The sequence below is a fragment of the Leptolyngbya sp. KIOST-1 genome (assembly GCF_000763385.1).
Taxonomy (GTDB): Bacteria; Cyanobacteriota; Cyanobacteriia; order Phormidesmidales; family Phormidesmidaceae; genus Nodosilinea.
In genome coordinates, this window is the sequence record NZ_JQFA01000002.1 from 1,794,117 (window position 1) to 1,819,746 (window position 25,630).

Here is a 25,630-nt window from a genome sequence, read left to right on the forward strand (position 1 = left end):
GAATGGTTAGCCAACTTACGCCGCAGAGCACTAGGTCAAGTGGGCTGGAGCAGATCGCCACGGACCCAGCCCGTCGTGCCGTTGTGGATGACCTGGTACCAGATAAAGCCATCGGCGGGGTTGCCCACCCGGTCCAGCACATCCACCACCGCCCGGCGAGGGGCGCTGCCCAAAATGGTGCTCCCCAACCGCGGCCCCGAGCGCAGCCGAGCCGCTTCAGCGGAGAGCACCACGGCCGGGGTACCCGGTGCAAAGTTGTTGCCGCGAAAGTCGCTGACTCCATTGGCAACCCCTACCACGGTGTTGAAGCCGGGTTCTTGCAGCACCACATTGCCGTTGGCAGCGACGATCTCCAGCTCGGTTTCGCCCTGCACGTTGATGCGGGCAAAGCGCTGAGCCTCCCCTTGGGTGGTGGCGTAAACGGTTTGGTCGCGGGTGCTGGGAACCAGCTGGGCGGGCGCAGCCCGGACTTCAACCACGTCGGTAGCCTTGTTGTAGAGGTTCATAAACAGACGGCCACCGCTGCGATAGACCCGCACCGCCCTCGACGCGGTTTCAAAGTTGAGCACGGTTTCAACCGTAGCCGCCTGGGCCAGCAGGGTTTGATCGCCTGAACTGGCGAACAAGGCGAGAGAGGCGGCGGCCTGGAGCGGGGCAGTTAGCAACCCCAAGGCAGCCAGAGAGGCCAGACAAACTCGTTGAGACCGGTTCATAAGCACAGCGACCTGAAGAGACTGAGACAGGGCAAAGGCAGAGCTGGGAAGCCCTTGGGTTAACCTTACTGAACAATACCAGGGCTGAGCGACCTGGTAACAGCGGCTAGGCCAGGGGGGCGGACAGACTGGCAGGGCTGGCGTACGCGGGGGCCGACACTGGAGACAACGCTGGATACAGCCGCACCCGCTGGGGCGGCACGGTCAGCCGGACCCGACGGCCCACTGCGATCGCCGCATCCAGCGGCAGGCGGGCGTGGATCAGAGTGCCCTGAGGGGTCTGCAGGCAGTATTTGTACTCGCGACCCAAAAACTGGCGATCGCGCACCACCGCCGCCCCCGCAGCGTCCTCCGCCAGGGCGATGTCGTCCTGGCGCACCATTACGTCTCCGCGAGAGGCACCCTCCCCAGGGCCATCGACGGCAAAGCAGCCAATCTCGGTTTGCCAGCCCTCAGGGCTGAGCTGGGCGGGCAAAAAGTTGGCCTGGGTGACAAACTCGGCCACAAAGCGAGAGGCGGGCTGGCCGTAGACCACCTCCGGCGCATCGATCTGCTCCAGGTGGCCCTGGTTCATCACCGCAACGCGATCGGCCAGGGCCAGAGCCTCCTCCTGATCGTGGGTGACAAACACCCCCGAGGCCCCCACCCGGCGCAAAATATCGCGCACCTCCTGGCGCAGGTAGAGCCGCACCTGCACGTCCAGGTTGCTAAACGGCTCATCGAGCAGCACAATCGCCGGACGCGGAGCCAGGGCCCGCGCCAGGGCCACCCGCTGCTGCTGCCCCCCGGACAGCTCGTGGGGAAAGCGATGCTTGAGCGCCTCTAGCCCCACCAGCGCGATCGCCGCCGCCGTTTGCTCAGCCACATCCGCCGCCGTCAGTCCCCCAGAGGGCAATGCTCCCCGCTTCCCCTTGCCCCCCCGAGGCTGAAGCCCAAAGGCAACATTCTTTTCCACCGTCAGGTGCGGAAACAGGGCATAGTCCTGGAAGACAATGCCCACGTCCCGACGCTCCGGGGGCAGCCAGGTGGCCCCATCCACCGGCTGACGGCCAAAATAGAGGGTGCCGCGATCGGGCCGCTCGAACCCCGCAATTAGCCGCAGCAGGGTGGTTTTGCCGCAGCCCGACGGTCCCAGCAGCGCCAAAATTTCGCCCTGGTGCAGACTCAGGCTCACCTGATCTACCGCCGGGGGCAGCTGGGGGCTATAGCGTTTGGTAACGGTATCGAGGCGCAGAATATCCGGTGGGGTCATACCTGACAAAACACGGAGGGCGACAGGCCGCTAGCGGCAATGCGGGGCACAAAACCCAGCCTTATTGCAAATGCGACTCATTAACTATACCGTTTGGTGGGCTGCGGTACAGTCATCCCCACCAGAAGCCAGGGAAGCAGACGGGGCTTCCTGCCTTAGGTCATGCCCAGGGCGGTGGTAATAGTCCAGGCATCTACCAGCAGCAGCAGCAGGGTGAACCCCAGCAAAATGAAATACATCCAGGGTTGAGCCAGGGGCCTAACATCCTGCGTGTCAATGCCGCTGTAGGTTTCAACCAGCGTCACCAGACGGGCGAACCCCGCTACCCGCATGGGCAACAGGTAGGCCTCTCCCCCCTCGCCAACAAAGTAGTACACAATGCCCCCCTGCCCGGTAGAACGGGGTTTGAGCGCCTGCACCTGACGCCAGGGCAGCTGCCAACCGCCGCGAAACAGCCAGCGAATCCAGGTTGGATAGGTCACTTGAATCCTCTGGTCATCCACCTCGACTCGCTGGCTGAGGGCACCATAGAGGCCCAGCCCGCCCAGCCCAATGCCCACCGTCAACCACAGAGGGGACACCGCCGCCCGGGTGGCCTGGGCCAGAAAAGGCAGGGGGCCCATTAAGGCCAGGTACAGCAGCAGCAGCGTCAGACGAATTAGCGGAGAGATACCGAAAACCTGGCGCTCTTGGATAGCTGCAGAGGGCAATGGCGTGGATTCAACCATGGGGCATGGGCGCAGGGGTTTACAGCCGAGAAAAAAGCAGACCAATCAGATCAAGGCAAAGCACCTCGGTGGCCCAATCTGACGGAGACTACTCTAAGGTAAATACTTTTGCACCACCTGCCAACCTGAGAGCCCGGCTGCCGCCAGACCAAGGCCCAGCCCACCGTTCAGGCCAACGTGCAGGGGTCTGGCCCAGGGACGCTCTGGGGCGATCCGGCTGGCGCTCCAGGCCGAGGCTAGCACCAAAACCACCACCGAAAGCCCAAACAGCAGGTGCACGGAATGGCCCAGACTGCCGTATTCCCCCAGGGTACCAATCAAACCGATGGCCAGCAGAACCAGCACCAGCACCACCGCCACACTGCCAAGACCAATGTGCAAAGGTCGCAGCCAGGCTGAGCGCGGTTGCTTGTTAGTCCGGGTATAGAACAGCACGCCGCCCGTCAGCGCCAGCAGCGCGTAGGCCGTAAGCGTAAGCCCCATGGACCAGGCGGCAATGCGCCACAGCCACAAAAACGAAGGTAGGTCCACCATTCCCCCCAATCGACGCCATCGGCTTTGCCCCGGCGACATCGAACGGGCAGGTGACCTACCGTCATTCCTCTAATCACCGCAAGCTGCCAGAACCAAGGCTAATCGCCCCACTCCCTCACAGTGTAATCGTCTGCAAGGCCGTCGGCTTAGCTGGCAGGTGAGGCCACTACCGCAGGTGCTGGCTGTTCCAGTGTGTCGTGAATTGAGTTGGCCTCAAGCGCGGGGCTTGAGGCCGACTCAAAAACCGCTGGTTCTGGAGCATCGACCTGGAGGCGATCGCAGGGAATGCTGTCGGACAGTATGGCGCTGGCCATCATGCCGGTGTGGATCTCTAGAAGCGCTTTAGGAACGGTTTCAAAAAGCAATCGCTGCCCCGGAAAAACCACCCGCTCAAAGTACCAATCGGGCACATTTGTAATACGAGCAACCTGGATCTTACTGGTGGCGTTGACATAGCAGCAGAGAATCTGACTCTGGCCATCGGAGGGAAGGGGATCAAGGATTTGTGCCATTGATGCTTTACGGCAATACTGCAAGAATCACTGCGCAAAGCCTAACACTTCGCGATCCCCGGCTGCTGTAAAGGCGACTACCAACCCCTACAGCTGCTTCACTATTCAAAACAATTGGACACAATGCTTCAAGCTTTGCAACAGCCCTGGTTTGAAGCATTTTTTCCCTTACGTCCTGCTCGACCTAAAGCAGCGGAGCACGTAACTTGGGGTTCTCGATCCCGTCAGCGGCCTAAAAATTTAATTATATTTTTATACCATGCCCAGAGATATTTTCGGCTCTCCTAGAGAGATGTCCCAATTGGGATAGTTCACCCTCTGCCTGAGGGCTGAAATGCCACCACAACTTGTTCGTACAAAATCCTCCTGCCAAATTGAGTCTTATCTATAGTGCTGTGTGTGGGTGGGAGGATTTCTAGTTTGACCCTGCTCTGGCGAAGAGACGGTGCTATCGTGAAGATATATATCCAGCCTGATAAGCATGCCTTTTTCTACCACTGGCCAGGCCCGTGTGCTCTACGTACGGCTGCCCTGCAATCCCATTTTCCCGGTTGGGGTGGTCTACCTGGCTGATCACGTTCACAAGCTATTTCCCGACCTGGAGCAGCGCATCTTTGATCTGGGGGCGGTGCCTCCCCTGGACTACGGTGGCGCCCTCGATCGCTGCATCGACGACTTTCAACCCACGGTGCTGGTGTTTTCCTGGCGCGACATCCAGATTTTTGCGCCCGTGGGCGGTCGCGGGGGCAATCCGCTGCAAAACGCCTTTGAGTTCTTTTACGCCCGCAACCTGTTCTTAAAGGCCAGGGGTGCCCTGGGGGGGCTGCGCATGGCCACCACCTACCTGGCCGAACTCTGGCGCAACCAGGGACTGATCAAGCGCGGGCTCCGGCGGGCGCGCCGCTACCGCCAGGACGTTACCACGGTGGTTGGGGGCGGAGCGGTGAGCGTGTTCTACGAGCAGCTCCACAATCGGCTGCCCAAGGGCACGATTATCTCAGTGGGCGAAGGGGAAATGCTGCTGGAGCGGATCCTGCGGGGCGAAGATTTTTCGGACCAGCGCTGCTATATCGCCGGGGAGACCCAACCGCGCGATCGCCTCATCCACGAAGAGCCCGCTCCGCTGGAGAAAACCGCCTGCAACTACGACTACATTGAGGCGATCTGGCCCGAGTTCGACTACTACCTTCAGGAGCAGGACTTTTACATTGGCGTACAGACCAAGCGCGGCTGTCCCCACAACTGCTGCTACTGCGTCTACACCGTGGTCGAGGGCAAGCAGGTGCGCATCAACCCCGCCGATGAAGTGGTGGCGGAAATGCAGCAGCTCTATAAACGGGGCGTCCGCAACTTCTGGTTTACCGATGCCCAGTTCATTCCCGCCCGCCGCTTCATGCAGGATGCCGAGGAACTGCTGCAAAAAATCCTCGATGCCGGTATGGACGACATCCACTGGGCCGCCTACATTCGTGCCGACAACCTGACGCCCAAACTCTGCCAGCTGATGGCCGACACGGGCATGAACTATTTTGAAATTGGCATTACCAGCGGTTCCCAGGAACTGGTGCGGAAAATGCGCATGGGCTACAACCTGCGCACGGTGCTGCAAAACTGCAAAGACTTGAAGGCAGCCGGGTTCAACGACCTGGTCTCAGTCAACTACTCCTTTAATGTAATTGACGAACGGCCCGAAACTATTCGCCAGACCATTGCCTACCACCGGGCACTGGAAGAGGTGTTTGGCCGCGACAAGGTGGAGCCCGCTATTTTCTTCATTGGCCTGCAGCCCCACACCCACTTGGAGGAGTACGCCTTCGATAAAAACATTCTCCGGCGCGACTACAACCCTCTCGACATTCACCTGCCCTGGGTGTCAAAGAAGCTGCTGTGGAACCCGGAACCGCTGGGTTCGTTCTTTGGCGAAGTATGCCTGGAAGCGTGGCAGCGCAACCCCGATGACTTTGGCCGCGAGGTGATGGATATTCTGGAGGAACGCCTGGGGCGGGCCCCCCTGGAGGAAGCCCTCACCGCTGCGATCGCGCCCAAAGCCGCTGACCTCGCCGCCGCCAAGGAACCGGCGCTGAAGTAAAGCCGCAACTGGCTGAATCGGCTCAATTTCTGCTGCCTAAAACCCTTACTCAGTAGGCGCTGAAGTGCTGCGGAGGGCGACAGTTCTACGCGCCAAACTTTGAGCATCCGTCCACACTCGCTCCAGTGAGTCATCTGGGTATCTTATGTGAGTGATGAGGTTGAGAGTGGACAGTACGCATGATTGTCAAAGAGTTGGACCCCCTAGCTCCTGGATCCGGTCCACGGGTGCAGGCGGGTCGCCGGGCAGAGGAACAAATGGCATTTTACCTACGCCGGGCGTTCGCCGACGATCCTAAAATCGTTGTGCTGAATGGCCTGCGGGTCGAGCGCAAAGGTGAAATCGCTCAGGTTGACCATTTGGTTCTCAGCACCCACGGGCTGATTTTAATCGAGAGTAAAAGCGTCACTACCCAGATTCGCGTCAATGCCCAGGAAGAGTGGACCCGTCAGGTAGGGCAAAACTGGCAGGGCATGCCGTCGCCCCTGCTGCAGGTGGAGCGCCAGGCCAATCTAATCAGGTCATTGCTTAATGACCACGTCGATCTCTTTTTTCGCAAAGTGTTGGCTTTTCAGTTCACCTTTACCTCGGTGCCCTTTGACGGCTTGGTGGCCATTTCAGATACTGGAGTGATTGATCGCCCCAAGGGCTTTGCGGTCCGTCAGGTGCTCAAGGCGGATCAGGTCGTCCCCCGGATTCAGGAGATACACGCTGACTACCGCCGGGGCAGCAGTCTGTTTTCCCTGAGCCTCAAGGATGCGGGGGCCGAGTTTAGCGACAAAACCGTGCAGCGGTTAACAGAGTTTTTGCTGCAACGGCACAGTCCTCAACCCCTGCCGCCGTCCTCATCGTCTCCGCCCGTCCGCAAGCCTCAAAACCGCTCCGAAAGCAACTTTGGTAAGCCACGCTCCAGGGCCCCTGGAACTTCAGCCCATCCCCAAGGTGCCCCCTCTCCTCAACCCCCAAAAGTACCTGTCCAGAGCCAGCCCGATGCCAAAAAGGCCTGCCGCACCTGCGGGAGTGGTGACTTAACGATTGTCTACGGCAAGTACGGCTACTACTTTAAGTGCGGTGCCTGTGGCGGCAATACGCCCATCAAGGTCACCTGCGCCAATGGCGATCGCGCCAGGATCACCAAGCAGGGCCGAGAGTTCTATGTGGTGTGCCCCGACCGATCAGAACCTCAGCTTTTCTACGTCAACCCCGAAAGCACTTCCCCTGGTTCTGTTTGACCCTGGTCAAACTTAGAACTTTCTCGCCAAAATCAGCGCGGCACCGTCAGCGGCTGTAGGGTTGTTCCAGGCTCAAGTCTGAAATGACTCGATAGTGCTTCACATTAAACGTGCAAAGAGTGGCATTGCGACCAACGGCACAGGCTGCAACTAAGGCATCAATTAGACCAACCTTGTGAGACAGGTGATAACTTGTGAAGTTAGATAGGGCGCGAGAGTAGTCAGATGTGGTGGGCCAAACAATGTCTAGTGGTCTTACAAGTCGTAGCACTTCGCGCAACTTTTGCTTGTTTTGGGCTCCCTGTATTAATTCCATCACCACAAAACCAGGAATGCCGGGCGGCTCAGAAAGGGAGCCAAACCAGGCCCGTGCTGGTTTAGAACCCCGTTGGATGTCGATCATGACATCTGTATCAACCAGGTACATTCAACACCTAAGTCTGCTCGCGATGTTCAGCCTGGTCACGCAGTCTGCGTGCATACTCTTGGCTGTCATCAATATCGGGTCGGGAGTTAATCACCCCAACCTTTTCCCAGTAGGCAACAAGCTCAGCACCTGTTTTTGGAAGAGATTCGTCACCTTCTTGAATAGCTCTCTCGTAGGCGAAAATGTCCTCAAAGGCGGGGTCATCTTTAAATGCACTTTCGATATCCTGAATCCAACTGGCTGATTGTGAAGGTGAAGGCACAACCACTTTTTGCAAAGCGCTGATGGAGTCTTCAACATCTTGGAGACGCTTTTCTATGTCGGCTATATAGGCAGTCGATCCAACGGGTAAATCAAGAGAATCACCATTGGCTGCATCATTGTCATTTTGATCGTTTCTGCCAGTACTAGCAATGCTCTTTAGCGTCGTCGAAAAAAGACGTGCTGCTGCTCCAGCGGCACTCACGATACCTTCACTCAAGGAGGAGATACTGCTGCTTGTATTACCTGATCGGACTGGGTGAAAAACCTTTACTGGAACAGGATAACTTGTAGAGAGAGGCTGAACCATTAAGGTTCCACCTTGCCTACTAACAATCTTTACTAATTCTCCAACGTCTATAGGATTGGAGGTATTTGAAATTGCTAGCCACTCAGAACCATCCCAAAGAATTCTGCCAGGCTCACCTGGAAGGATCGGCGAAGTAACAGTAGCGGTTTGCCGACTCTTTGAACTCCTTAGAGCTGGACGCAAACCTTGAGCTTTGGGCTTGATTGGATCAGCCATATGCATTCACGGATCTACTGTACTTACTATGTTAGCTACTGAATCAGCGAAGCTTACAGTCCTTTTGCAATTTCTACATCCCCACATACTCCTGGAGAGACTTCACCTGGAGGGGGTGCTGTTGCAGGGAGCCGATCGCAGCGGTAGTCGCCTTTGCCCCCGCAATGGTGGTGATGATCGGCACCTTGTAGGCCAGGGCGGTGCGGCGGATGGAGCGATCGTCTTCGATCGCCGTGCTGCCTGCCGGAGTGTTGATGATTAGCTGAATCTCGCCGTTTTTGATCGCGTCTTCGATGTTGGGGCGGCCTTCGTGGACCTTCAGCACCAGGCCCACCTCCAGCCCTTCGTCCAGCAGTGCCTTGCGGGTGCCGCTGGTGGCGATCAGCTTCAGGCCCAGGCTGGCCAGTTCCTTGGCGACGGGGATGACGGCGGCCTTGTCGCGATCGTTCATGGAGATGAACACCGTCCCCGCCAGGGGCAGCTTTTGGTTGGCCCCCAGCTCCGCCTTGGCAAAGGCTTTGCCAAAGTCGGCGTCGATGCCCATGACCTCGCCCGTGGAGCGCATCTCGGGGCCGAGCAGGGCGTCGGTGCCCGCGAACTTGTCGAAGGGCAGCACGGCTTCTTTGACGGCGATGTGGTGGGGAATCACCTCCTCGGTGAAGCCCAGCTCTGCCAGGGTTTTGCCCGACATCACCCGCACGGCAATTTTGGCCAAAGGATGGCCGATCGCCTTGGAGACAAAGGGCACCGTGCGGGAGGCGCGGGGGTTGGCCTCAATGATGTAGACCTGGTCGCCCTTGACCGCGAACTGAATGTTCATCAGGCCGATCACCTTCAGGCGCTTGGCCAGCTTCATCGTCCAGTCGCGAATGGTGGCGAGGGCGGCATCGGGCAGGGTGATGGTGGGCAGGGAGCAGGCGGAGTCGCCGGAGTGGATGCCCGCCTGCTCGATGTGCTCCATGATGCCGCCGATCACCACCTGGCCGGTTTGGTCGGCGATCGCATCCACATCCACCTCAATGGCGTTCTCCAAAAACTTGTCGATCAGGATCGGGTGGTCGGGCTCCACCAGCACGGCGTAGGTCATGTACCGCTCCAGGTCGGCGTCGGAATACACGATTTCCATGGCGCGGCCCCCCAGCACGTAGCTGGGCCGCACCACCACCGGGTAGTCGATCTGCTGGGCAACGCGCAGGGCGTCGTTGTAGCTGCGGGCCATGCCGTTGGGGGGCTGCTTGATGTCCAGTTCGCGCAGGATGGCCTCGAAGCGCTCCCGGTCTTCGGCGGTGTCGATGGAGTCGGGGGAGGTGCCCCAGATGCGGGTGGGAGGGTGGGAGGGTGGGAGGGTGGATGGGGCGGCGGGTAGGGGCAGACGGTCGTCTGCCCTGGCAGAGGATTCTAGATTGGACAGATATTCCTGAAGGGGGACGGCCAGCTTTAGGGGGGTTTGGCCGCCAAACTGGATGATGATGCCCACCGGGTTTTCGGCTTCGATGATGTTGAGCACGTCCTCTTTGGTCAGGGGCTCGAAGTAGAGGCGATCGCTGGTGTCGTAGTCTGTGGAGACCGTCTCCGGGTTGGAGTTGACCATGATCGTCTCGTAGCCGTCGTCGCGCAGGGCGAAGGAGGCGTGGCAGCAGCAGTAGTCGAACTCGATGCCCTGGCCAATGCGGTTGGGGCCGCCGCCGAGGATCATCACCTTGGGGCGATCGCTGGGCAGCACCTCGGTCTCGTCTTCGTAGGTGGAGTAGTAGTAGGGGGTAAAGGCCTCGAATTCGGCGGCGCAGGTGTCCACGGTTTTGTACACCGGAATCACCTCCAGGCCCTTGCGGTAGTCGCGCACGGCGTCTTCGGTGGTGCCGGTGGCGTAGGCGATCTGGCGATCGCTAAAGCCTTGGCGCTTCACCGCCCGCATTTGCTCGGCGGTGAGGTCGCTCAGCTGGGTGCGCTTGAGAAACTTCTCGGTGCGCAGCAGGCCGCAGAGCTGGTTGAGGAACCAGGGGTCAATGCCGGTGAGGTCGTAGATATCGTTGACGGTGAGGCCCAGCTGCATGGCGTGGCGCAGGTCAAAGATGCGCTCGGGGTTGGGGGTGCGCAGCTTGGGGCGGATTTCGTTCAGGCTGGGCAGCTTTTCGGGGCGATCGCAGCCCCAGCCCGCCCGGCCCGTCTCCAGCGATCGCAGCGCCTTCTGGAACGACTCCTGGAAGGTGCGCCCGATCGCCATCGCCTCGCCCACGGACTTCATCTGGGTGGTCAGGGTGGGGGTGGTGCCGGGGAATTTCTCGAAGGCGAAGCGGGGAATTTTGGTCACCACGTAGTCAATGGTGGGCTCAAAGCTGGCCGGGGTCTTCTTGGTGATGTCGTTGGAGATTTCGTTGAGGGTGTAACCCACCGCCAGCTTGGCGGCAAACTTGGCGATCGGAAAGCCTGTCGCCTTGGAGGCCAGGGCCGAGCTGCGCGACACCCGGGGGTTCATTTCGATCACGATGTAGTCGCCGTTGTCGGGGTTGACGGCAAACTGAATGTTGGAACCGCCCGTCTCCACGCCGATCTCGCGGATGATCTTCACCGAGGCATCCCGCAGCCGCTGGTATTCTTTATCGGTGAGGGTCTGGGCTGGGGCCACGGTGATCGAATCGCCGGTGTGGACCCCCATCGGGTCGAGGTTTTCGATCGAGCAGATGATCACCACGTTGTCCGCCAGGTCGCGCATCACCTCCAGCTCGTACTCCTTCCAGCCCAGCAGCGACTGCTCGATCAAAATCTGCGACACCGGGCTGGCGTCGAGACCGGAGCGCGAAATGGTTTCAAACTCCTCCTGGTTGTAGGCGATACCGCCGCCCGTGCCGCCCATGGTAAACGCGGGGCGAATGATCAGCGGGAAGCTGCCGATCTGCTGGGCAATCTGCCGGGCTTCGTCCATGGTCTCCGCCAGCCCCGAGGGGCACACGGGCACGTTGATGCGGGCCATCGCCTCCTTAAACAGCTTGCGGTCCTCCGCCATCTCGATCGCTTCCAGCTTGGCCCCAATCAGCTCGACGCCGTGGCGCTCCAGCGCCCCATTCTTCGACAGGGCCACGGCAATGTTCAGCGCCGTCTGGCCGCCCATGGTGGGCAGCATGACGTCGGGCTTCTCCCGCTCGATCACTCGCTCCACAATCTCCGGCGTCAGCGGCTCGATGTAGGTGCGATCGGCGGTCTCCGGGTCGGTCATGATCGTCGCCGGGTTGGAGTTGATCAGCACCACCTCGTAACCCTCTTCGCGCAGGGCTTTGCACGCCTGGGTGCCGGAGTAGTCAAACTCGCAGGCCTGCCCAATCACAATCGGGCCAGAGCCAATCAGCAGAATCTTGTGGATGTCGTCGCGGCGAGGCATAGGGCGGGGTGCTCAGGGAAAATCCAAATTATTCTAAGGGGTATTCGCCCGATCCGACTGTTCAGATCGCGGCGAAACCGGGAGAGGTTGGGCGATCGCCCGATTGTCACGGTTTGGTGAACTTAAGCAAAACTCCCAAAGCGCCAGGGATCAGGGCCAGGTTTGGCGGGCCGCGATCACCGCTGGGCAGAGGGGCGCTGATGGCTGGGGGAAGGGGCGATTGTGCGCTGCATACGCTTTCTCTTGCAGAGACGCTCCGCCAACGCGAACGCCCCAATGCAATCTGCTAAACATGCAAAGGCAGGGGTGTGAGTTGGTCGTGTAGTGATTGTATCAATGGGCTGAAGGGCCTCATCGGAGCAGAATTTATGGTCGCCTGGCTCTACAGGCATTGCTTGACAAAAGCCCGGACTTCTTCGGCACAAACGATAGCTCGTTGGGCTTCTTGAGGGGTAGGTTCTTCCAGCTCGTCATCGGGATATCGCACGCCGGTTGCGTAGTCTTGCAGCTCTGAGGCGATGTCGAGTAGGTTTGAGAACTTGGGCTCTTGCTTTCCACAAAGGCGAGTGAGGTAGACCAACTCATGCACAAACTTAAACGGGATGCTGTGGGCAACAAGGTAGCCCTTAAGATATTTCTCGGCACATTGCTGGGCGTGGTAACAGACGATATCCAGTAGAGGGTTGTTGGTATTGAGCAGTAACTCAGCGGCTTGGAGATCAGCGTCTGCTTTGGCAAACCAGGCATCAGACGGGTTGCTTTTGGCGGTCATAGAGCACAATTCCTTCGGTAAGCACCTGGTGGGCAAAACTGCCGGGCACCTGCTCCCAATCTTTGTACGCTTGGGCTGAGCGAATGACAATGTCGATGGGTTCGGCGTAGTCTTGGGCCAGCATTTTGAGGATGGGTGCGCTGCGCTGACCCCGAGGGGGGAGGGTTTCTACAACAACAAGCAGGTCTAGGTCGCTGTGGGGGTGGGCTTCGCCACGGGCGTAGCTGCCAAAGAGGATGATTTTTTCTGGGCTGAAGCGATCGGCGATGCGATCGCTGATTTGCTGAATGGTGGCTTGGGTGAGCATGTCAGGTCGCCTGCAGGGGAAAGGCGTGGGGAGTGGCGTTGGGTGGCCTCACTATTGTATCAATGGGGGGTGGGGCTCACGGCGGGTAGGGCGATCGCCCCTAGGGCAGAGGGGGCACTGGTGGATGTGGGGGAAGGGGCGATTGTGCGCTGCACACGCTACGCGATCGCCCCAACGCAATCCGCTGAAGTTGCCTAACTTCTCTGTCTACTAACCAGCACAGCTAAAATTGATTGGCGTTCTCTGCGGCCATAGTCATGAAGCTGCCCAACGGAGCATCAGCGATTATTCCGATGGACAAGCTGGTAGGCTACTGCCTTAACCCAAACCATTCATCGGGCAAGCACAAAGCGAGGGTTTTTGCCTCGGCTCTGGGCATCAGGGCTGACAATGCAGAGGCTCTGCGGCAGTTGATTGCTCAAGCCGCTGTGGAAGGAGAGGTCGTGCAGCAAGGCTCTACAGCATTCGGGCAACTGTACAAAGTCGATTGGGTCATAATTGATCACGACTCTGTTGTCCTGCGGACACTGTGGGAGGTGCGCGCGGGCCAGTCTGTCCCCCATTTGGTTTCGGCGTTTATCAAATAAAGGCTATGGATTCTGTGACAACTCTAGATACCGTTGCCAACCTAAAGCCGATCGCCCGCGATCGCCTCACGCTGGTTGAGACCGAGTTCGAGGCGATTCAGCAGCTTCCTATGGGGCAGGTGGGCACTGTATTGGAGATCTATGAGGGAGAGGAGCTTTGCTATTTAGTTGAGTTTGCGGATTTGGCAGGTCGCGAATATGCAATGGCGGTGTTGACGCCGGATGAGGTGCTGCCACTGCGTTATGAATTGCTGTTGGCGAGCTGAGCCGAGAAGGTTGCTTTGGTGGGTAGCGCGATCGCCGCTAGGGCAGGGCGGGCACTGGTGGCTGTGGGGGAAGGGGCGATCGCCCCCATACAATTCGCTAAGCTTGCTCGTTTCCAAAAAAGATTGGGCTCAGACTATTGCTCGTTAGGATTCTCAATGATTAGCCCTTCGCTGCGGGCGGCGGCATTGAGTTCGTTGTCGGCTGAGACAAAAATTAAAGGTGGCAAACTGCTCGTTAGGCAAAGGGCATTGACGGCACAACCTGCGGCTAACTGTACGGCATCATAGCCTCGCAGCCCTTTTGCTTCGGCTAGAGCCATCCCTAGACTAATAATCTCTTCGGTAATTTCAATAATTTGATAAGTTGTCTGAAAGTCTTGCCTAAACTGAGCGCAGGCTAAAGCCGCATCGGCGGTTTTGATGCTACCGCTACGGGCACGTCTGGTAATAGCCGCGACAATTTCAACCCCTGCGATCGCAGCCACAAAGCAATCGTTGCCTAACTCTGGCGAAAACAGGCTTGCAACCCAATCGGTTCCTGTTTCCCGGATATACCGTTTAACCAGGGCGCTGCTGTCTAAGAAGTAAACAGCCACTTAGCGCCGCTCATCCAAGATGGTTTGGGATACGGCTTCACCTTGGGCAGGAATAGGCTGAAAGTTGTTTTGGGGGGTAACGGCGGGTGGGCGTACCGATTTTACTAGGCCAGATGCTTGTAGCGTCTGATGAAAGGTGGTCTGCGCCAGAGGCGAGGGCTGGCTAGATAAAGGGATCGCTTGGTCAGTTTCAGCGCTGCCTGCGATCGCTGACCACCAGGGGGTTGGCTTTTGCAGAAGAGCAGACAAAACCTGTTTGAGCTGTGCCAGTTCTTTTTCGAGGGCAGCAACTCGTGCTTCGAGGCGCTGCGATCGCTCTTCGAGTTGTTGGGATGTCATGTCAGCAGGTGTGAGGACTTGTGCCTATTATAGCGATCGCCGCTAGGGCAGAGTGGGCACTGATGGCTGTGGAGGGGGGGGGAAGGGGCGATCGCCCCAATGCAATCTGCTGACTTATCTGCTTTTAAGGAGGATTGGGCTAACTAAAGCAGCCTAAATTGAATTATAAGCTGTGCTATTCTACTTCCTACTGCTTGCTTGAATATCCTTTAATACAGAAAACAAATAATTTAGACTACGCAAATGATCTGTGGAGTCGCATCTTCTAATAAGAGCCTCAAGATACCATTTCTCTCCAATCACTTTCGGATTTTTCTTGGTATAAGAAAAACCATAGCTTTCCAAGTACCTTTTTAGATAATACTCGTGAAACTTAGCTCTATTTGAATAAGAGAATTCTTGAGGCCAAATACATAGAAGCTCAGGATCACTATTAATAACATCGTAATGTCTTTGAAGCTCTGAAAACACATCCAAAGACATTACAGGGGTATGGATAAGAGGGATCTCATGATTTCCCAGAGCCCATGTTTCAAGACAGCAATGCTGGACGATGATAAAGATTTTTTTAACATACTTTCCATCCAAACCGACCCTTACAATTGCTTCTTGAAGCTTTTTCCTTACCTCCTCAAGTCTGTCACCATAATCACACTCTTCCGAGTCAACGCAAATTAAAAAATAATCTATATTATCATAGTTTTTAATATCAAGGAGACACGCTTCTAGTCTAGATACTCCTGTGTAGGACTTTGGAGCGCTGACCATATTGGGGTAACCATTCCCAGGAACAATGCGACATGAGAATGTAGATAAATCTTCGGGCCTAAAGACAAAATCTAAATTTGGAAACAGGTGCGTCAACCATGCCTTATAAACTTTGGGCTCTGTTCTTTTGCCCTCAACTAGTAGAAGGAGATTCACGCTACGTCATCCTCATATTCAAGAAGATCAACCAATTGCGTGAACTTATCAAGGCTTGAGGCTGTATCAAGTTGAGGAATATTTTCGGCCTTCTTGGAAGTTATCTTGCCGTCAACTCTTGAAACAACTTGCCAAGTTTTCCATGGAATATTATTTATTATATAAGGATGATGACTCGTAAGAATGAATTGCAATCTTGGAGATCTTTCCAAGATAAAATCTGTCAATTCAGGCATACAGTTAATACCTAAGCTGTTTTCGAATTCGTCTATCACAATTACTGACTCCTCAGGAGCGGTCATAATTTCTACCAAGTATATTAAAGTTCGATACATACCGGATGAAATTCTTTGCTGAGAAATCCAGCTTTCATTAATACCTTCATTTATCTCAAAAATAAGAATGTATGAATTGTTTGAATCTCTATTGACTACAACTCTAAAATCTTTGACATTTGGAAATACATCAACATATGCTTCTCTAACCTCTCCGAAAAGAGAGGGTAAGAATTTTTGGAGGAGATAAGCTTTAAATACTGTTGGCGCATCTACAACAGATTCTTTGAATTGCTTTACTTTTTCTGCTTCTGAGACACCTCCTTCAAAATCTATTTCCACGTGTGCATTTTCAGGATTGAACGGAATTGTGACCACTGCTTGCTGAGGCGTTTCATTGAAAATAAATCTCTTAAAGGCTTCTGAGACAGGCTTTATTGAATCCTCTTCAGAAAGCAAGGTAATTGCACTCTCAGTTCTTTTTAATTTAGGTAAATTTTGATCCTTTAATCTTGACTCTCCCTCATTTCGATAAAGAATTTCTATCTCGTTGAAGCTCTCGCCACCAACCAAACTTTCGGATAGAATCTCTGCCTGACCAGGTTCACTTGAGAAAGCTTCGTCCACAGACTTAGATGTTTTAAGCTTCCATTCATAATTTTTGTTCAAATGTGAGAAAGAAATTGCCCACTCCACATCGTCCAGTTTTCGTTTCTTCCCTTTAGCCACATCACATATGAGATCTAGCGCTCTAAGTATTCTAGTCTTCCCAACACCTGAAGCTCCAACAAGCAAATTCAACTGCTCGAAATGAATCCCCTGAATGTTCCAGTCTTGACTATTATCCTTGAAACTGAAGCTTGTAATTTTCATCATCTTGTTCCTCAAAAATGCAGATCAGCAAGCTCAAGCCAAATAGAGCACGGTTAAATCATTAATCCTTAACAGAATTTCTTCTTTTCCCATCGACTATATTGGTCGCTAGTCATGAGTTAAAAAAGTTAGGCATCAATATTTTTTCTATCACCCTATTTAGGGTTAGCATCCAGCTTTGTGTCCATTTGAATCAATTAATCCGACTACTGATGGCATTCCTTGTCAAAGAAGCTTGCTGCATTTTGAGAGTTTCAGCAGACTTATTCTAGAGTGATCAATCTTCGCAGTTCAATTCATCCAGATATAGAGCCTTAAAGTCTTCTGCTGCTCTAGAGTCGATTTTATAGAGTGATCGAATTATTGCCAATACAGTTTCAGAGCTTGGATCACGCAACTCATTTGCCCATCTAAACACATTCGACGAGCCGATGCCCATCACAGTCGCTAACTTGCCTTGGCTGATCTCGTACTTTTCCAAGACAGTCTTCAGTACTTTGCCTGCTCTTCCCATACTCCAATCGTTACAGAAGCAAGGAAAAGCGTATACATGCCAATTGGACTGTGCTATCGTTGCATACATGCCAAATGGACTGTGACGCTACAAGGACAATTCCCCCATGCCTCAAGCTTTTCTCCCTTCAACCCTGGCTGACCCCGCATTGCAAGTCACCATCGAGCCTGCCGCCGAGCCGGGGCGGGAGGTGATTCGCATCTTGGTCATTGGCAGCGCCCACGGCGTCGATCGCATCGTCCACGAGCTGTACCGCCTTGGCTTTGCCGAAGTGCGCGAGTGGAGCAAAGCCCAGCCCACCGGGCGCATCAACGAAATCATGCGCGTCCTCACCCGCTATGTACTGGTGGAGTAGTTCCGTAGGGTGCATTCGCGCAGCGCAGCGGAGCAATGCACCACGCCGAGGTTTTTATGTTGTGTGGATTTCGCGAATGCACCCTACGGTTCTATGGAGGCGCTGCCTACGGCGTCGATCGCACCCGATCTACATCTGCCCAGCGAGGGGAGCGTTAGGCCCGATCGGGGGCGCAGGGGTTGGCGGAGCGCTGGGGGCTGATCTGGCCCAAAGCGCTGAGGTAGTCCTCCAGTTCGCCAAACTCCGTGGGGTTGAGGCGGTAGTAGATCCAGCGGCCCTCCTGGCGGGCGGCGATCAGCCCGGCCTCACGCAGGGTTTTGAGGTGGAAGGAGAGCTTTGACTGGGCAATGTCCATGCGATCGCGCAGGTCGCACACGCACATTTCCTGCGATCGCAGCAGCTCAATCACCGCCAGCCGCAGCGGGTCCGAGAGGGCCTTGAACTTGGCCAGGGTGGTGGCTGAGGAGTCGGTTTGCAGGGTGGGCGACATGGGCGTGGGCTGCACAAAGACTGACCTCTAGCGTAGCAGAGCGAACCAGGGCTGCCAGGCCGGGTGATATGATAAACCCGCTTTCTCACCCTCGCGATCGCCCCCTTGACCCAGCCCTTTTCCTTCCGCTGCGACGCCCGCTGTAGCCACACCCAGGCGCGGGCCGGCACCTTTACCACCCCCCACGGCCCCGTCCACACGCCTCGCTTCATGCCCGTGGGCACCCTGGCCAACGTCAAAACCGTCACCCCCGCCCAGCTCGCCACCACCGGGGCGCAGATGGTGCTCTCCAACACCTACCACCTGCACCTCCAACCCGGCGAAGACATTGTGGCCGAGGCGGGCGGGCTGCACCGCTTTATGGGCTGGGATGGCCCCATGCTGACAGACTCCGGCGGGTTCCAGGTGTTCAGCCTCAGCCAGATGCGCACCATTACCGAGGACGGCGTCACCTTCAAGTCGCCCAAGGATGGCCGCATCATCAACCTTCGCCCCGAAACCTCGATCCAGATCCAGAACGACCTGGGGGCCGATGTGATCATGGCCTTCGACGAGTGCCCCCCCTACCCGTGCAGCCGCGAGACCATCAAAGCCTCGACGGAGCGCACCTGGCGCTGGCTGCTGCGCTGCGCCGAGGCCCACAAACGGCCCGACCAGGCCCTGTTTGGCATTGTGCAGGGGGGCGTCTACCCCGACCTGCGCACCGAGGCGGCCCAGCAGTTGGCCACCCTGGACCTGCCCGGCTATGCCATCGGCGGGGTCAGCGTAGGGGAACCGCCGGAGCTGATCGAAACCATTGTCAAGGCCACCGCCCCCTGCCTGCCGGAGCACAAACCCCGCTACCTGATGGGGGTGGGCACCTATAAAGAGATGGCCCAGGCGATCGCCGCCGGGGTGGACCTGTTCGACTGCGTCATCCCCACCCGGCTGGCCCGCCACGGCGCGGCCCTGGTGGGCGGAGACCGCTGGAACCTGAAAAACCAGCGCTTTCGCCGCGACTATACCCCCCTGGATGCCGCCTGCCCCTGCTACACCTGCCAGAATTTCACCCGGGCCTACCTCTGCCACCTGATCCACGCCAAGGAGATGCTGGCCTTCACCCTGATTTCCATCCACAACATCACCGAGCTGGTGCGCTTTACCCAGCGGATCCGGGAGGCGATTGTGGGCGATCGCTTTGCCGCAGAATTTGCCCCCTGGTTGGCGCCAAACTCGACTGCAACCGCGATCGACGCCCCCCACCCGTGATAAAATGCGAAGAAAATTTACCAATTCTCAGATTCCGGCCAGGGCGCTCAAGGGCTTGGCTGCGCTGGCATCTGAAAGATGGTTTCGGCTGTGTAAAGAGAGGATAATAATTCAATGGACGTCGCAATGCTGCTGGCCAAGCTGCCCGAGGCTTACTCCCTGTTCGACCCCCTGGTAGATGTGCTGCCCATTATTCCCGTGTTTTTCCTGCTGCTGGCCTTCGTGTGGCAGGCTTCCGTCGGTTTTAAGTAACTGTCTCAGCCTTGGTTAGCCCAGAGCCCCAAAGCTTTTTAGCTTTGGGGCTCTGTTTTTTGGCTGGCCTCCCCCCCGTACCGTCTACGGCTGCAAAGTCCTGTGGGGTCCCGCCCACTCCACTTCCCGGGCTGACGTCTATACTGAGCCAACAGTGATGACACCGTCTCCATCGATCGCGGGGGGCTGGTCGCCCCTGGGTTGTCGGCACCATTGCCCGTAGCCAAAATGCTCAGTACCCACCATGGTCAACAGTTTTGATTCGGTCACGAATTTCCAGCTTTCGGTGAAATCCCCGGAGCATGAGCTAGACCCGCGGGTTACCCACAACGACGTTCAGACATTGCAGAGCAGCCTTGCCCAGCTCAGCGGTTTAGAGCACAGTGAGTTTGAGTTTATCCCCCGCTCCCAACGGCCCACTGGCTTGGGCCGCGCTCCCACCAACGGTGCAGAACCTGACCTTTACATCGGGTTTCGCATGGCAGCTCCGTTGCCCCAGTTCAGAACTGTGCTCCGGTGCGTGGGCAACTGGCTCGATCGCACCACCCAGCGCTATAGCTTTGACATTGCGCTGACGCCCGCCCACACCATTACCCTCCACGCCGACCAGGCCAGGGTGCTGGCCCAGGTCATCCCCCTGGGTGAAGCGCTGCTGCCCCCCCATGAGCTTTACCTCGCCAAAGCCGCGAGCTATGTAGACACCTTTGGGGAACTGACCCCTGCCGCCAGGGCCAACCTGCTCCTGCTGCGCCATCGCCTGGAGCTGTCTACGGAAGAAACCAACGACCTCAACTCCAAAGCCATGGGTCCGTTTAAAACCCTGGGCGAGAAGTATCAGCACTTTCGTCGAGAGCTGCTGGCCTGCCAGCAGGAGAGCGACCTCGACAGCGAGTTTTGGCAGGTGATGCAGGCCAAGGCGGACACCATGAGCCTGCCCGAGGCCGATGCTCAGTTTCTCAAGGCCGAGCGCCTCGGGGCCCTGCGCCAGGAGGCGGAGCGAGAGCGCCAGCGGCTGGAGGCCGAGGCCGAAACCGAGCGCCAGCGGTACCGGGAGCAGCAGCAGCGGCTGTCTAACTACCGCCAGCAATTTGAGGCTCTGTTGATCGATGCCCTGGTGCCGCTGGAGGGTGCCGCCGATGTTGCCCAGTTTCGGCAGGCTGTCCTGGCTCAGCTCTTTGGCCCAGAGTTTAACCAGGGCCGCCTGACCCAGGCCCGGACCTTCTATAACCTCAGCCCCCAGGAGGCCGATGCCCTGGAAAAGCGCGTTTTGGATGAGCTGTATTTGCTATCTCGCTTACTATAAAAGTTGCGTAGGGATACATTGGCTAAAACCCGGCTTGGGTGCGTCTGTGAGGTGCTGGCTTGGCGCAAAATGTTTTAGTTGCCATCAAGTTTGTCGATCCTCAGTGCAAGAGCGAGGATTTGGTCACTGAGGTTCACTACTTAATTGAGGATCTGCGCGATCTCGACGGCATGAGCCAGACCCGCTTTGAAACCATCTCAGAACTACGAGATGTGGCCGAAACTCGCGTTGGGGTTGAGTTTAGGGCTCCCTCAAACCTGCTGGAATCGATTTTGCGGCGGCTGCGCGATCGCCTCTACTACCACCCGATTGAGACCTGCTTTCGCTTTCGGATCGCAGAGCTGATGCTGCAAATTCAGACCCATCAAGCCGAAGATTTGATCGGCTTCATGGCGGCAGCCCAGAGCGGGCTGCTGTTCTCCCCCGAGCGCGACTACCTGGCCGAAGCCGAAACCTACAGCCGCACCCAGGGCGAGCTATCGCCCACCGAACGCGACAACCTCAACCTGCTGCGCCAGCGCCTGGGCCTCACCGCCGAGCAGGCCGAAGTGCTCAACGCCAGGGCCGCTGGCCCCTACCCCACCCAGGCCGACAAACGTCGCCATTTTGAAGACATCACCGCCGCTGAGTTCAGCCGCCTGCGGGGCATGGATGCAGGCCCCCCCTTTGCCCCCAAAGACATCTGGCCCGTGCTGCAGGAGCTGGCCGAAAATTTGGGCCTGTCTATTCTGGAAGCCGAGGCGATTTTTAAAACCCACCAGCAGCGCTACGCCGACCATCTGCGGCTCCAAACTGAGCACACCAGGGCCAAAACCGCTGACGATGCCCGCCTGTCTGCCGAAGCCAAAGCCGAAGCCGAACGGCAAAAACAGGCGCAGCGGGAGCAGGAACACTACGACCAGTACCGGGAGCTGTGCCGCCAGGGCATGGCTAAGGGCATCTACCCCTCTGAGTTTGACCAGGGCCGACTCGACCAGGCCCGGCGACTGTGGAATGTTCCGGTCGAGCAGGCATTGCAACTGGAAGCCGAGGTGCGCGACGAGCTGTACGGCGGCGTGGCGACCGCCGCAGGGGTTGACTACAGTCGTCTGCGGGGTCTGCTGCACCGACAGGCCTGGCACGAGGCCGATCTGGAAACCGAAGTCGCTATTCTCAGGGCCGTCAACCTCGATATGCAGCCTGTCACCGCCGCCACGGTGCAGCGCCTGTCCCCCGTCGATATCGCCACCATCGACGGCCTCTGGCAGCGCTACAGTCGCGGCCGGTTTGGGTTTAAGGCCCAGCAGCAGGTCTACCGGAGCCAGCAGCAAATTCAGCCGGACGATCGCCAGCGCTGCCTGGCCTTTGAGCGGGCGCTGGGCTGGAGCCAGGAGCCCGCCTGGCTTTCCAGAGGCTACCGGCCCTACCACAGCCTCAACTTCAGCCTTGAGGCTCCTCCAGGGCATCTGCCCACCTGGCGCTGGTGCTGCCCCAGTCTGAGCGATCGCTACAGAATCAACCTGCAGGTGATGGCCGCTGTCATCCACCACCTCAACGACTGTATGCCTCTGGAATCCGTACCGATTCCAGCCCTTGACTCAACCTTCCCCACCCAGCTTGCCTAACCGGAGGGTCTGCCCATGCACACCAGCGCCACCAGCCGTGGTTTAGACGAAAATCTCAATGAACTCAGCCTGCTGCTCGACGAGGAGGACTGGGAGGAGGGCGATCGCCTGACGGCCGCGCTGCTGCTGGACGCCGTAGCCCAGAACCAGGCCGCCCAGGGGCAGGGAGCCGCCTCGCGTCAGGCCCCCTACCTGACTCCCGAGGCGATCGCAGCCCTGCCCTGCTCCCTGCTCCAGGCCATTGACGATCGCTGGCAGCGCTCCAGCGGCGGGCACTTCGGCTTTTCGGCCCAGCTCCAAATCTACGCCGACCTGCTCGAAACCGTGGACTTCGACCCCGACCTGAACAACTGGTCTACCCCCCACCCTTTTTTTGCCGAGGTGGGCTGGCTGATGCTGCCCTCCCTGCGCCCCCTTGGCTTTCTGCGGTTCTACAACTGGCTGGAGTTTGACCTCGATGCCCCCAGAGGCCACCTGCCAGCCCTCTGGTACTGGCGGGTGCCTCGCCTCGTTTCGCTTCAGATGGGGGGCTTTTTGACCGGCCAGGGCGGCTGCTTTGGCGACCTGGCCCGACTCGACGCCATGATGCTGCGGCTCTCGCGCTGCCGTCAACTCGGCGGCTAGGGGGCTGTCATCGATTAGCTGCTAAACGCTCAAAAAGCAAGGGGTACAGCCCCTAACCTGTCTTTTAAGTCGGGCGTGGCAAGGTTGGATATAGCCATCGCCAGAACAGTTAGGCCATGACCGATACACTTGAAGCGATGGCTATACGCCGTTGCGCTACCCCAGTTTGCAGCGGTTACAGGGGGCATTGTCCTAAGCGCAATGGCCATCGCTATATACCGGGGTTTTCACCACAATCGATGACACGCCCTAAGCCTGGGGCTGAATTTCAACGGTGACCTCGCCCAGGTAGGGCAGCTGCTGGTGCAGGTGCGCCTTGAGCCGGGTGACGATCGCGTCCCCCGCCGCCACCGAAAGCTGAGCCTCTACCCCGAGGGTGACCTCCGCGTAGAGCCGGTGCCCCAGCCACCGCCCCTTGACCCGCTGAACGGTGGCAGCAGCCGTATCTTCAAGCCCGTGCTCCACCTCATGCCGCAGGCGATCGAGCACCTCCGGCTCTACCCCGTCCAGCAGCCGGGTAAATACCGTTTGGCCCGACTCCCACACCACCCGCAGCAGCACCAGGGTAATGCCCAGGCCGATCATGGGGTCAGCCCAGGGGTAGCCCAGCCCCACCCCCAGGGCGCTGACCAGCACCGCCAAACTCACCAGGCCATCGGCGCGGGCGTGCAGCCCATCGGCCACCAGGGCGGCGCTGTTGATCTCGCGCCCCACCCGCAGGCGAAACAGAGCCACCGCCTCATTGCCCACAAAGCCAATTACCGCCGCCGCCGCCAGGGCCCCCAGATGGTCGATTGGCTGGGGCTGGTGCAGCCGCTCAATTGATTCATAGCCGGTAATCAGCGCGCTCAAAAAAATCACCCCTACGATCGCCACCCCGGCCAAATCTTCGGCTCGGCCATAGCCGTAGGCAAAGCGGGACGAGGGCCGAGCGCGGCTCAGCACAAAGGCCACCCCCAGCGGCACCGAGGTCAGGGCATCCCCCAGGTTGTGAATCAGGTCGGCCATCAGCGCCACGCTGCCCGAGAGGGCAAACACCACCGCCTGGGCGATCGCCGTTATCGCCAGCCCCACAAACGACCACTTCACCGCCCACAGCCCCCGGGCCGAGGCGGCAATTTCAGGATCTACCGCGCCGTGGGTGTGGCCGTGGCCGCCGTGGGCGTGGTCATAGGGGTGGGCATGCCCGTGGCTGTGGGGAGTATTTACCAGGGTCGCTGAGGCGATCGCGCCATCGGCAGCGCTATTTGCCGCATCAGAGCCAGACCCTTGAGAAGCCCGAGAAGCCAAGTTAGTCATAGTGCGCGCAAGAGCTACTGAAGCGTTATGGTAGCGGCTCAGGCCTCAGTCTCACCACTGCATGGCCTAGATAGTGATCCAGTCAGGTCTCAGGAACCGCCCCTGGGCAAGTCGTTCGGACCCGATCGGTGCCCCAAACAATCAGGGGCCGGGGGGACAGAATCTGTCCCCCCGGCCCCCACCGGACTGTAGACACAGGGGCTATGCCTAGCCCAGATCGGCCTTCTTCACCAGGTGCGCCTCCAGGAACCACAGCCGCATGTCAATGGTGCGGGAGATCTCGGTGTAGAGGTCGGCGGTGTCGGCGTCGCCCAGGTCATCGGTGGTGTCGATGGCCTCACGCACGTGCTTGCCGTAGGCGGCAAAGCGCTCGGCCAGGGCCGTCACGTGCTCAGGGCCTTCCACCGCATCGGTGGGATACTCGGGCAAAATCGACTCGGCGGCGGCGATGCGGGCGGTGCCCATGGCGGTTCCCCCCAGGGCGGTAACCCGCTCGGCCACCATATCGACGTAGCCCTCCAGTTCCCCAGCTAGCTCGTCAAACAGCTCGTGCAGCTGGTAGAAGTTCATGCCCTTCACATTCCAGTGGGCCTGCTTGGTCTGGGTCTTGAGGTCGAGGGTAGCGGCCAGCGTCTGGTTTAGCAGGGCGCACACCTGCGATCGCACCTCAGCCGACATATCGATGCGGGTGGGATAAAATCCGCGCTTGGTCTTGGTTTTTTCAGCGGTTGCAACCATGGAGCCTCTCTTTGTTCTGTCAATCAAACGGATAACTAACAAATCTGCCGTACGGCCTGCGGGCCCAGTCTTGGCAATCCTACCACTATCGCCCCGGCCTCTTCTAAATCATACTCGTTATGAGTACGACTTGCAACCTCGGTTCCTCGCCTCTTTATAAAATTGCGCCGTCGCCCCGGTCAATCACGCTGGCCAGGGGTCCAAAAGCGCTCCCCTGGCTTGAATCTGCCCGCTTCGGCAGTGCCCTCGCCAGCATAGCGCTGCCCCAGCAGCTGGATCTGTATTCCAGTGCCCCAGTTTTTTGCCGCTTCTTGCTTTCGCCAGGCACTAGGGCACGCCCCAGGGTTTACTGGCCAAACTCCAGCCGCACCTGCTCGACCAAATCGGCCGTTACCACCTCAGCTTCGGCCTGACGCGCCACATCTTCAATTCGCTTGCGAGCCTGAGCCCGAACAAAAAACGGAATATTTTTGAGCTTGGCCTGGGCATCGGGCGTCCAGGGAAGGTCGTCAACCATTAGCGAAGTCTGCTCCCAATTGCAACGAATGCCCTAATCCTATACGTCGCCTCAGGGCCAATGTAAGGTTTTTGCCAAGGTGTAACGTTCCATCAGG

Annotated in this window: 29 protein-coding genes; 11 read left to right on the top strand and 18 right to left on the bottom strand. The window is 57.9% G+C overall.

Going from position 1 to position 25,630, the window contains the following annotated elements; genetic code table 11:
* Window positions 1–35: 35 nt before the first annotated feature.
* From NF78_RS07865 to NF78_RS07885, 5 genes are all read right to left on the bottom strand, one after another.
* On the bottom strand, window positions 36–671 hold the full coding sequence (locus tag NF78_RS07865; protein ID WP_225885253.1) for an SH3 domain-containing protein: 636 nt from the start codon (window positions 669–671) through the stop codon (window positions 36–38).
* 148 nt (window positions 672–819) lie between these two features.
* Window positions 820–1,965 (bottom strand): ABC transporter ATP-binding protein, encoded by a 1,146-nt coding sequence (locus tag NF78_RS07870; RefSeq protein ID WP_035985638.1) that lies wholly within the window; start codon window positions 1,963–1,965, stop codon window positions 820–822.
* A gap of 155 nt (window positions 1,966–2,120) precedes the next feature.
* Window positions 2,121–2,693, bottom strand: a complete 573-nt coding sequence (locus tag NF78_RS07875) for a hypothetical protein (RefSeq protein ID WP_052049971.1) — start codon at window positions 2,691–2,693, stop codon at window positions 2,121–2,123.
* A gap of 93 nt (window positions 2,694–2,786) precedes the next feature.
* Complete coding sequence (locus tag NF78_RS07880) at window positions 2,787–3,227, bottom strand: DUF4079 domain-containing protein (RefSeq protein WP_197064790.1); 441 nt, start codon at window positions 3,225–3,227, stop codon at window positions 2,787–2,789.
* 146 nt (window positions 3,228–3,373) lie between these two features.
* Entirely contained in the window at window positions 3,374–3,739 is a 366-nt protein-coding gene (locus NF78_RS07885) for a DUF1830 domain-containing protein (protein WP_035985640.1), read from the bottom strand.
* A gap of 481 nt (window positions 3,740–4,220) precedes the next feature.
* On the opposite strand from NF78_RS07885, the gene NF78_RS07890 reads away from it, so the two are divergent.
* Both NF78_RS07890 and NF78_RS07895 read left to right on the top strand, forming a co-directional pair.
* Entirely contained in the window at window positions 4,221–5,828 is a 1,608-nt protein-coding gene (locus tag NF78_RS07890) for a photosystem II high light acclimation radical SAM protein (protein ID WP_035985642.1), read from the top strand.
* Window positions 5,829–6,007: 179 nt separating this feature from the next.
* Window positions 6,008–7,060 (top strand): NERD domain-containing protein, encoded by a 1,053-nt coding sequence (locus NF78_RS07895; RefSeq protein WP_052049973.1) that lies wholly within the window; start codon window positions 6,008–6,010, stop codon window positions 7,058–7,060.
* Window positions 7,061–7,106: 46 nt separating this feature from the next.
* Here the strand turns inward: NF78_RS07895 and NF78_RS29250 are convergent, their stop codons facing one another.
* From NF78_RS29250 to NF78_RS07915, 5 genes are all read right to left on the bottom strand, one after another.
* A complete protein-coding gene (locus NF78_RS29250; RefSeq protein WP_072016021.1) occupies window positions 7,107–7,487 on the bottom strand; it encodes a PIN domain-containing protein in 381 nt (126 codons plus the stop codon).
* Window positions 7,488–7,494: 7 nt separating this feature from the next.
* Window positions 7,495–8,274, bottom strand: coding sequence for an NfeD family protein (locus NF78_RS32910; protein ID WP_197064792.1), 780 nt, complete (start codon window positions 8,272–8,274; stop codon window positions 7,495–7,497).
* 73 nt (window positions 8,275–8,347) lie between these two features.
* Window positions 8,348–11,650, bottom strand: a complete 3,303-nt coding sequence (gene carB / locus NF78_RS07905; protein ID WP_035985646.1) for a carbamoyl-phosphate synthase large subunit — start codon at window positions 11,648–11,650, stop codon at window positions 8,348–8,350.
* 382 nt (window positions 11,651–12,032) lie between these two features.
* The gene (locus NF78_RS07910; RefSeq protein ID WP_035985648.1) at window positions 12,033–12,422 is read right to left on the bottom strand and encodes a HEPN domain-containing protein; all 390 of its coding nucleotides are present in this window, start codon (window positions 12,420–12,422) and stop codon (window positions 12,033–12,035) included.
* Entirely contained in the window at window positions 12,397–12,729 is a 333-nt protein-coding gene (locus NF78_RS07915) for a nucleotidyltransferase domain-containing protein (RefSeq protein ID WP_035985650.1), read from the bottom strand. Before NF78_RS07915 ends, NF78_RS07910 begins: the two co-directional genes overlap by 26 nt.
* 42 nt (window positions 12,730–12,771) lie before the next feature.
* On the opposite strand from NF78_RS07915, the gene NF78_RS30975 reads away from it, so the two are divergent.
* Genes NF78_RS30975 through NF78_RS07925 form a run of 3 tightly spaced genes read left to right on the top strand, consistent with a single transcriptional unit; the run spans window position 12,772 to window position 13,582 of the window.
* On the top strand, window positions 12,772–12,927 hold the full coding sequence (locus NF78_RS30975) for a hypothetical protein (protein ID WP_156119697.1): 156 nt from the start codon (window positions 12,772–12,774) through the stop codon (window positions 12,925–12,927).
* A gap of 59 nt (window positions 12,928–12,986) precedes the next feature.
* Entirely contained in the window at window positions 12,987–13,316 is a 330-nt protein-coding gene (locus tag NF78_RS07920) for a DUF6883 domain-containing protein (RefSeq protein WP_035985652.1), read from the top strand.
* Window positions 13,317–13,321: 5 nt separating this feature from the next.
* The gene (locus tag NF78_RS07925; protein ID WP_035985653.1) at window positions 13,322–13,582 is read left to right on the top strand and encodes a DUF4926 domain-containing protein; all 261 of its coding nucleotides are present in this window, start codon (window positions 13,322–13,324) and stop codon (window positions 13,580–13,582) included.
* Between the two features lie 134 nt (window positions 13,583–13,716).
* On the opposite strand, the gene NF78_RS07930 is transcribed toward NF78_RS07925, so the two are convergent.
* The 4 genes from NF78_RS07930 to NF78_RS07945 all read right to left on the bottom strand — a co-directional run bounded on the left by NF78_RS07930 (window position 13,717) and on the right by NF78_RS07945 (window position 16,589).
* Window positions 13,717–14,178 carry a type II toxin-antitoxin system VapC family toxin gene (locus NF78_RS07930; RefSeq protein ID WP_035985655.1) on the bottom strand — a complete coding sequence of 154 codons (462 nt, stop codon included), beginning with the start codon at window positions 14,176–14,178 and terminating at the stop codon, window positions 13,717–13,719.
* Window positions 14,179–14,517 carry a hypothetical protein gene (locus NF78_RS07935; RefSeq protein ID WP_035985657.1) on the bottom strand — a complete coding sequence of 113 codons (339 nt, stop codon included), beginning with the start codon at window positions 14,515–14,517 and terminating at the stop codon, window positions 14,179–14,181.
* 180 nt (window positions 14,518–14,697) lie between these two features.
* The gene (locus NF78_RS30980; protein ID WP_156119698.1) at window positions 14,698–15,441 is read right to left on the bottom strand and encodes a hypothetical protein; all 744 of its coding nucleotides are present in this window, start codon (window positions 15,439–15,441) and stop codon (window positions 14,698–14,700) included.
* The gene (locus tag NF78_RS07945) at window positions 15,438–16,589 is read right to left on the bottom strand and encodes an AAA family ATPase (protein ID WP_035989091.1); all 1,152 of its coding nucleotides are present in this window, start codon (window positions 16,587–16,589) and stop codon (window positions 15,438–15,440) included. The genes NF78_RS30980 and NF78_RS07945 overlap by 4 nt, the downstream gene beginning before the upstream one ends.
* Window positions 16,590–17,209: 620 nt before the next feature.
* On the opposite strand from NF78_RS07945, the gene NF78_RS07955 reads away from it, so the two are divergent.
* Window positions 17,210–17,458: a hypothetical protein gene (locus NF78_RS07955; RefSeq protein WP_035985662.1), complete on the top strand. Its 249-nt coding sequence runs from the start codon at window positions 17,210–17,212 to the stop codon at window positions 17,456–17,458.
* Window positions 17,459–17,612: 154 nt separating this feature from the next.
* Here NF78_RS07955 and NF78_RS07960 read toward each other — a convergent pair whose 3' ends face one another.
* Window positions 17,613–17,948 carry an ArsR/SmtB family transcription factor gene (locus tag NF78_RS07960; RefSeq protein ID WP_035985664.1) on the bottom strand — a complete coding sequence of 112 codons (336 nt, stop codon included), beginning with the start codon at window positions 17,946–17,948 and terminating at the stop codon, window positions 17,613–17,615.
* Window positions 17,949–18,053: 105 nt separating this feature from the next.
* On the opposite strand from NF78_RS07960, the gene tgt reads away from it, so the two are divergent.
* The 5 genes from tgt to NF78_RS07985 all read left to right on the top strand — a co-directional run bounded on the left by tgt (window position 18,054) and on the right by NF78_RS07985 (window position 22,979).
* The gene (tgt, locus tag NF78_RS07965; protein WP_035985666.1) at window positions 18,054–19,196 is read left to right on the top strand and encodes a tRNA guanosine(34) transglycosylase Tgt; all 1,143 of its coding nucleotides are present in this window, start codon (window positions 18,054–18,056) and stop codon (window positions 19,194–19,196) included.
* 114 nt (window positions 19,197–19,310) lie between these two features.
* Complete coding sequence (locus NF78_RS07970) at window positions 19,311–19,448, top strand: photosystem II reaction center protein K (RefSeq protein WP_035985667.1); 138 nt, start codon at window positions 19,311–19,313, stop codon at window positions 19,446–19,448.
* A gap of 244 nt (window positions 19,449–19,692) precedes the next feature.
* On the top strand, window positions 19,693–20,751 hold the full coding sequence (locus NF78_RS07975; RefSeq protein WP_035985668.1) for a hypothetical protein: 1,059 nt from the start codon (window positions 19,693–19,695) through the stop codon (window positions 20,749–20,751).
* Between the two features lie 59 nt (window positions 20,752–20,810).
* A complete protein-coding gene (locus NF78_RS28115; RefSeq protein WP_052049976.1) occupies window positions 20,811–22,355 on the top strand; it encodes a GUN4 domain-containing protein in 1,545 nt (514 codons plus the stop codon).
* 15 nt (window positions 22,356–22,370) lie between these two features.
* The gene (locus tag NF78_RS07985) at window positions 22,371–22,979 is read left to right on the top strand and encodes a GUN4 domain-containing protein (protein WP_035985669.1); all 609 of its coding nucleotides are present in this window, start codon (window positions 22,371–22,373) and stop codon (window positions 22,977–22,979) included.
* A gap of 249 nt (window positions 22,980–23,228) precedes the next feature.
* On the opposite strand, the gene NF78_RS07990 is transcribed toward NF78_RS07985, so the two are convergent.
* The 3 genes from NF78_RS07990 to NF78_RS08000 form a co-directional block, all read right to left on the bottom strand.
* Complete coding sequence (locus tag NF78_RS07990) at window positions 23,229–24,278, bottom strand: cation diffusion facilitator family transporter (protein WP_156119699.1); 1,050 nt, start codon at window positions 24,276–24,278, stop codon at window positions 23,229–23,231.
* Window positions 24,279–24,485: 207 nt separating this feature from the next.
* The gene (gene dps / locus NF78_RS07995) at window positions 24,486–25,016 is read right to left on the bottom strand and encodes a DNA starvation/stationary phase protection protein Dps (RefSeq protein WP_035985670.1); all 531 of its coding nucleotides are present in this window, start codon (window positions 25,014–25,016) and stop codon (window positions 24,486–24,488) included.
* 346 nt (window positions 25,017–25,362) lie between these two features.
* On the bottom strand, window positions 25,363–25,533 hold the full coding sequence (locus NF78_RS08000) for a PCP reductase family protein (protein ID WP_035985671.1): 171 nt from the start codon (window positions 25,531–25,533) through the stop codon (window positions 25,363–25,365).
* Window positions 25,534–25,630 lie beyond the last annotated feature (97 nt).

Excerpts from the sequence above, each read along its gene's own strand:
- NF78_RS07870 (WP_035985638.1), bottom strand. The coding sequence starts at position 1,965 with ATGACCCCACCGGATATTCTGCGCCTCGATACCGTTACCAAACGCTAT.
- NF78_RS07875 (WP_052049971.1), bottom strand. The coding sequence starts at position 2,693 with ATGGTTGAATCCACGCCATTGCCCTCTGCAGCTATCCAAGAGCGCCAG.
- NF78_RS07880 (WP_197064790.1), bottom strand. The coding sequence starts at position 3,227 with ATGGTGGACCTACCTTCGTTTTTGTGGCTGTGGCGCATTGCCGCCTGG.
- NF78_RS07885 (WP_035985640.1), bottom strand. The coding sequence starts at position 3,739 with ATGGCACAAATCCTTGATCCCCTTCCCTCCGATGGCCAGAGTCAGATT.
- NF78_RS07890 (WP_035985642.1), top strand. The coding sequence starts at position 4,221 with ATGCCTTTTTCTACCACTGGCCAGGCCCGTGTGCTCTACGTACGGCTG.
- NF78_RS07895 (WP_052049973.1), top strand. The coding sequence starts at position 6,008 with ATGATTGTCAAAGAGTTGGACCCCCTAGCTCCTGGATCCGGTCCACGG.
- NF78_RS29250 (WP_072016021.1), bottom strand. The coding sequence starts at position 7,487 with ATGTACCTGGTTGATACAGATGTCATGATCGACATCCAACGGGGTTCT.
- NF78_RS32910 (WP_197064792.1), bottom strand. The coding sequence starts at position 8,274 with ATGGCTGATCCAATCAAGCCCAAAGCTCAAGGTTTGCGTCCAGCTCTA.
- carB (WP_035985646.1), bottom strand. The coding sequence starts at position 11,650 with ATGCCTCGCCGCGACGACATCCACAAGATTCTGCTGATTGGCTCTGGC.
- NF78_RS07910 (WP_035985648.1), bottom strand. The coding sequence starts at position 12,422 with ATGACCGCCAAAAGCAACCCGTCTGATGCCTGGTTTGCCAAAGCAGAC.
- NF78_RS07915 (WP_035985650.1), bottom strand. The coding sequence starts at position 12,729 with ATGCTCACCCAAGCCACCATTCAGCAAATCAGCGATCGCATCGCCGAT.
- NF78_RS07920 (WP_035985652.1), top strand. The coding sequence starts at position 12,987 with ATGAAGCTGCCCAACGGAGCATCAGCGATTATTCCGATGGACAAGCTG.
- NF78_RS07925 (WP_035985653.1), top strand. The coding sequence starts at position 13,322 with ATGGATTCTGTGACAACTCTAGATACCGTTGCCAACCTAAAGCCGATC.
- NF78_RS07935 (WP_035985657.1), bottom strand. The coding sequence starts at position 14,517 with ATGACATCCCAACAACTCGAAGAGCGATCGCAGCGCCTCGAAGCACGA.
- NF78_RS07945 (WP_035989091.1), bottom strand. The coding sequence starts at position 16,589 with ATGAAAATTACAAGCTTCAGTTTCAAGGATAATAGTCAAGACTGGAAC.
- NF78_RS07955 (WP_035985662.1), top strand. The coding sequence starts at position 17,210 with ATGCCTCAAGCTTTTCTCCCTTCAACCCTGGCTGACCCCGCATTGCAA.
- NF78_RS07960 (WP_035985664.1), bottom strand. The coding sequence starts at position 17,948 with ATGTCGCCCACCCTGCAAACCGACTCCTCAGCCACCACCCTGGCCAAG.
- NF78_RS07970 (WP_035985667.1), top strand. The coding sequence starts at position 19,311 with ATGGACGTCGCAATGCTGCTGGCCAAGCTGCCCGAGGCTTACTCCCTG.
- NF78_RS07975 (WP_035985668.1), top strand. The coding sequence starts at position 19,693 with ATGGTCAACAGTTTTGATTCGGTCACGAATTTCCAGCTTTCGGTGAAA.
- NF78_RS07985 (WP_035985669.1), top strand. The coding sequence starts at position 22,371 with ATGCACACCAGCGCCACCAGCCGTGGTTTAGACGAAAATCTCAATGAA.
- NF78_RS07990 (WP_156119699.1), bottom strand. The coding sequence starts at position 24,278 with ATGACTAACTTGGCTTCTCGGGCTTCTCAAGGGTCTGGCTCTGATGCG.
- dps (WP_035985670.1), bottom strand. The coding sequence starts at position 25,016 with ATGGTTGCAACCGCTGAAAAAACCAAGACCAAGCGCGGATTTTATCCC.
- NF78_RS08000 (WP_035985671.1), bottom strand. The coding sequence starts at position 25,533 with ATGGTTGACGACCTTCCCTGGACGCCCGATGCCCAGGCCAAGCTCAAA.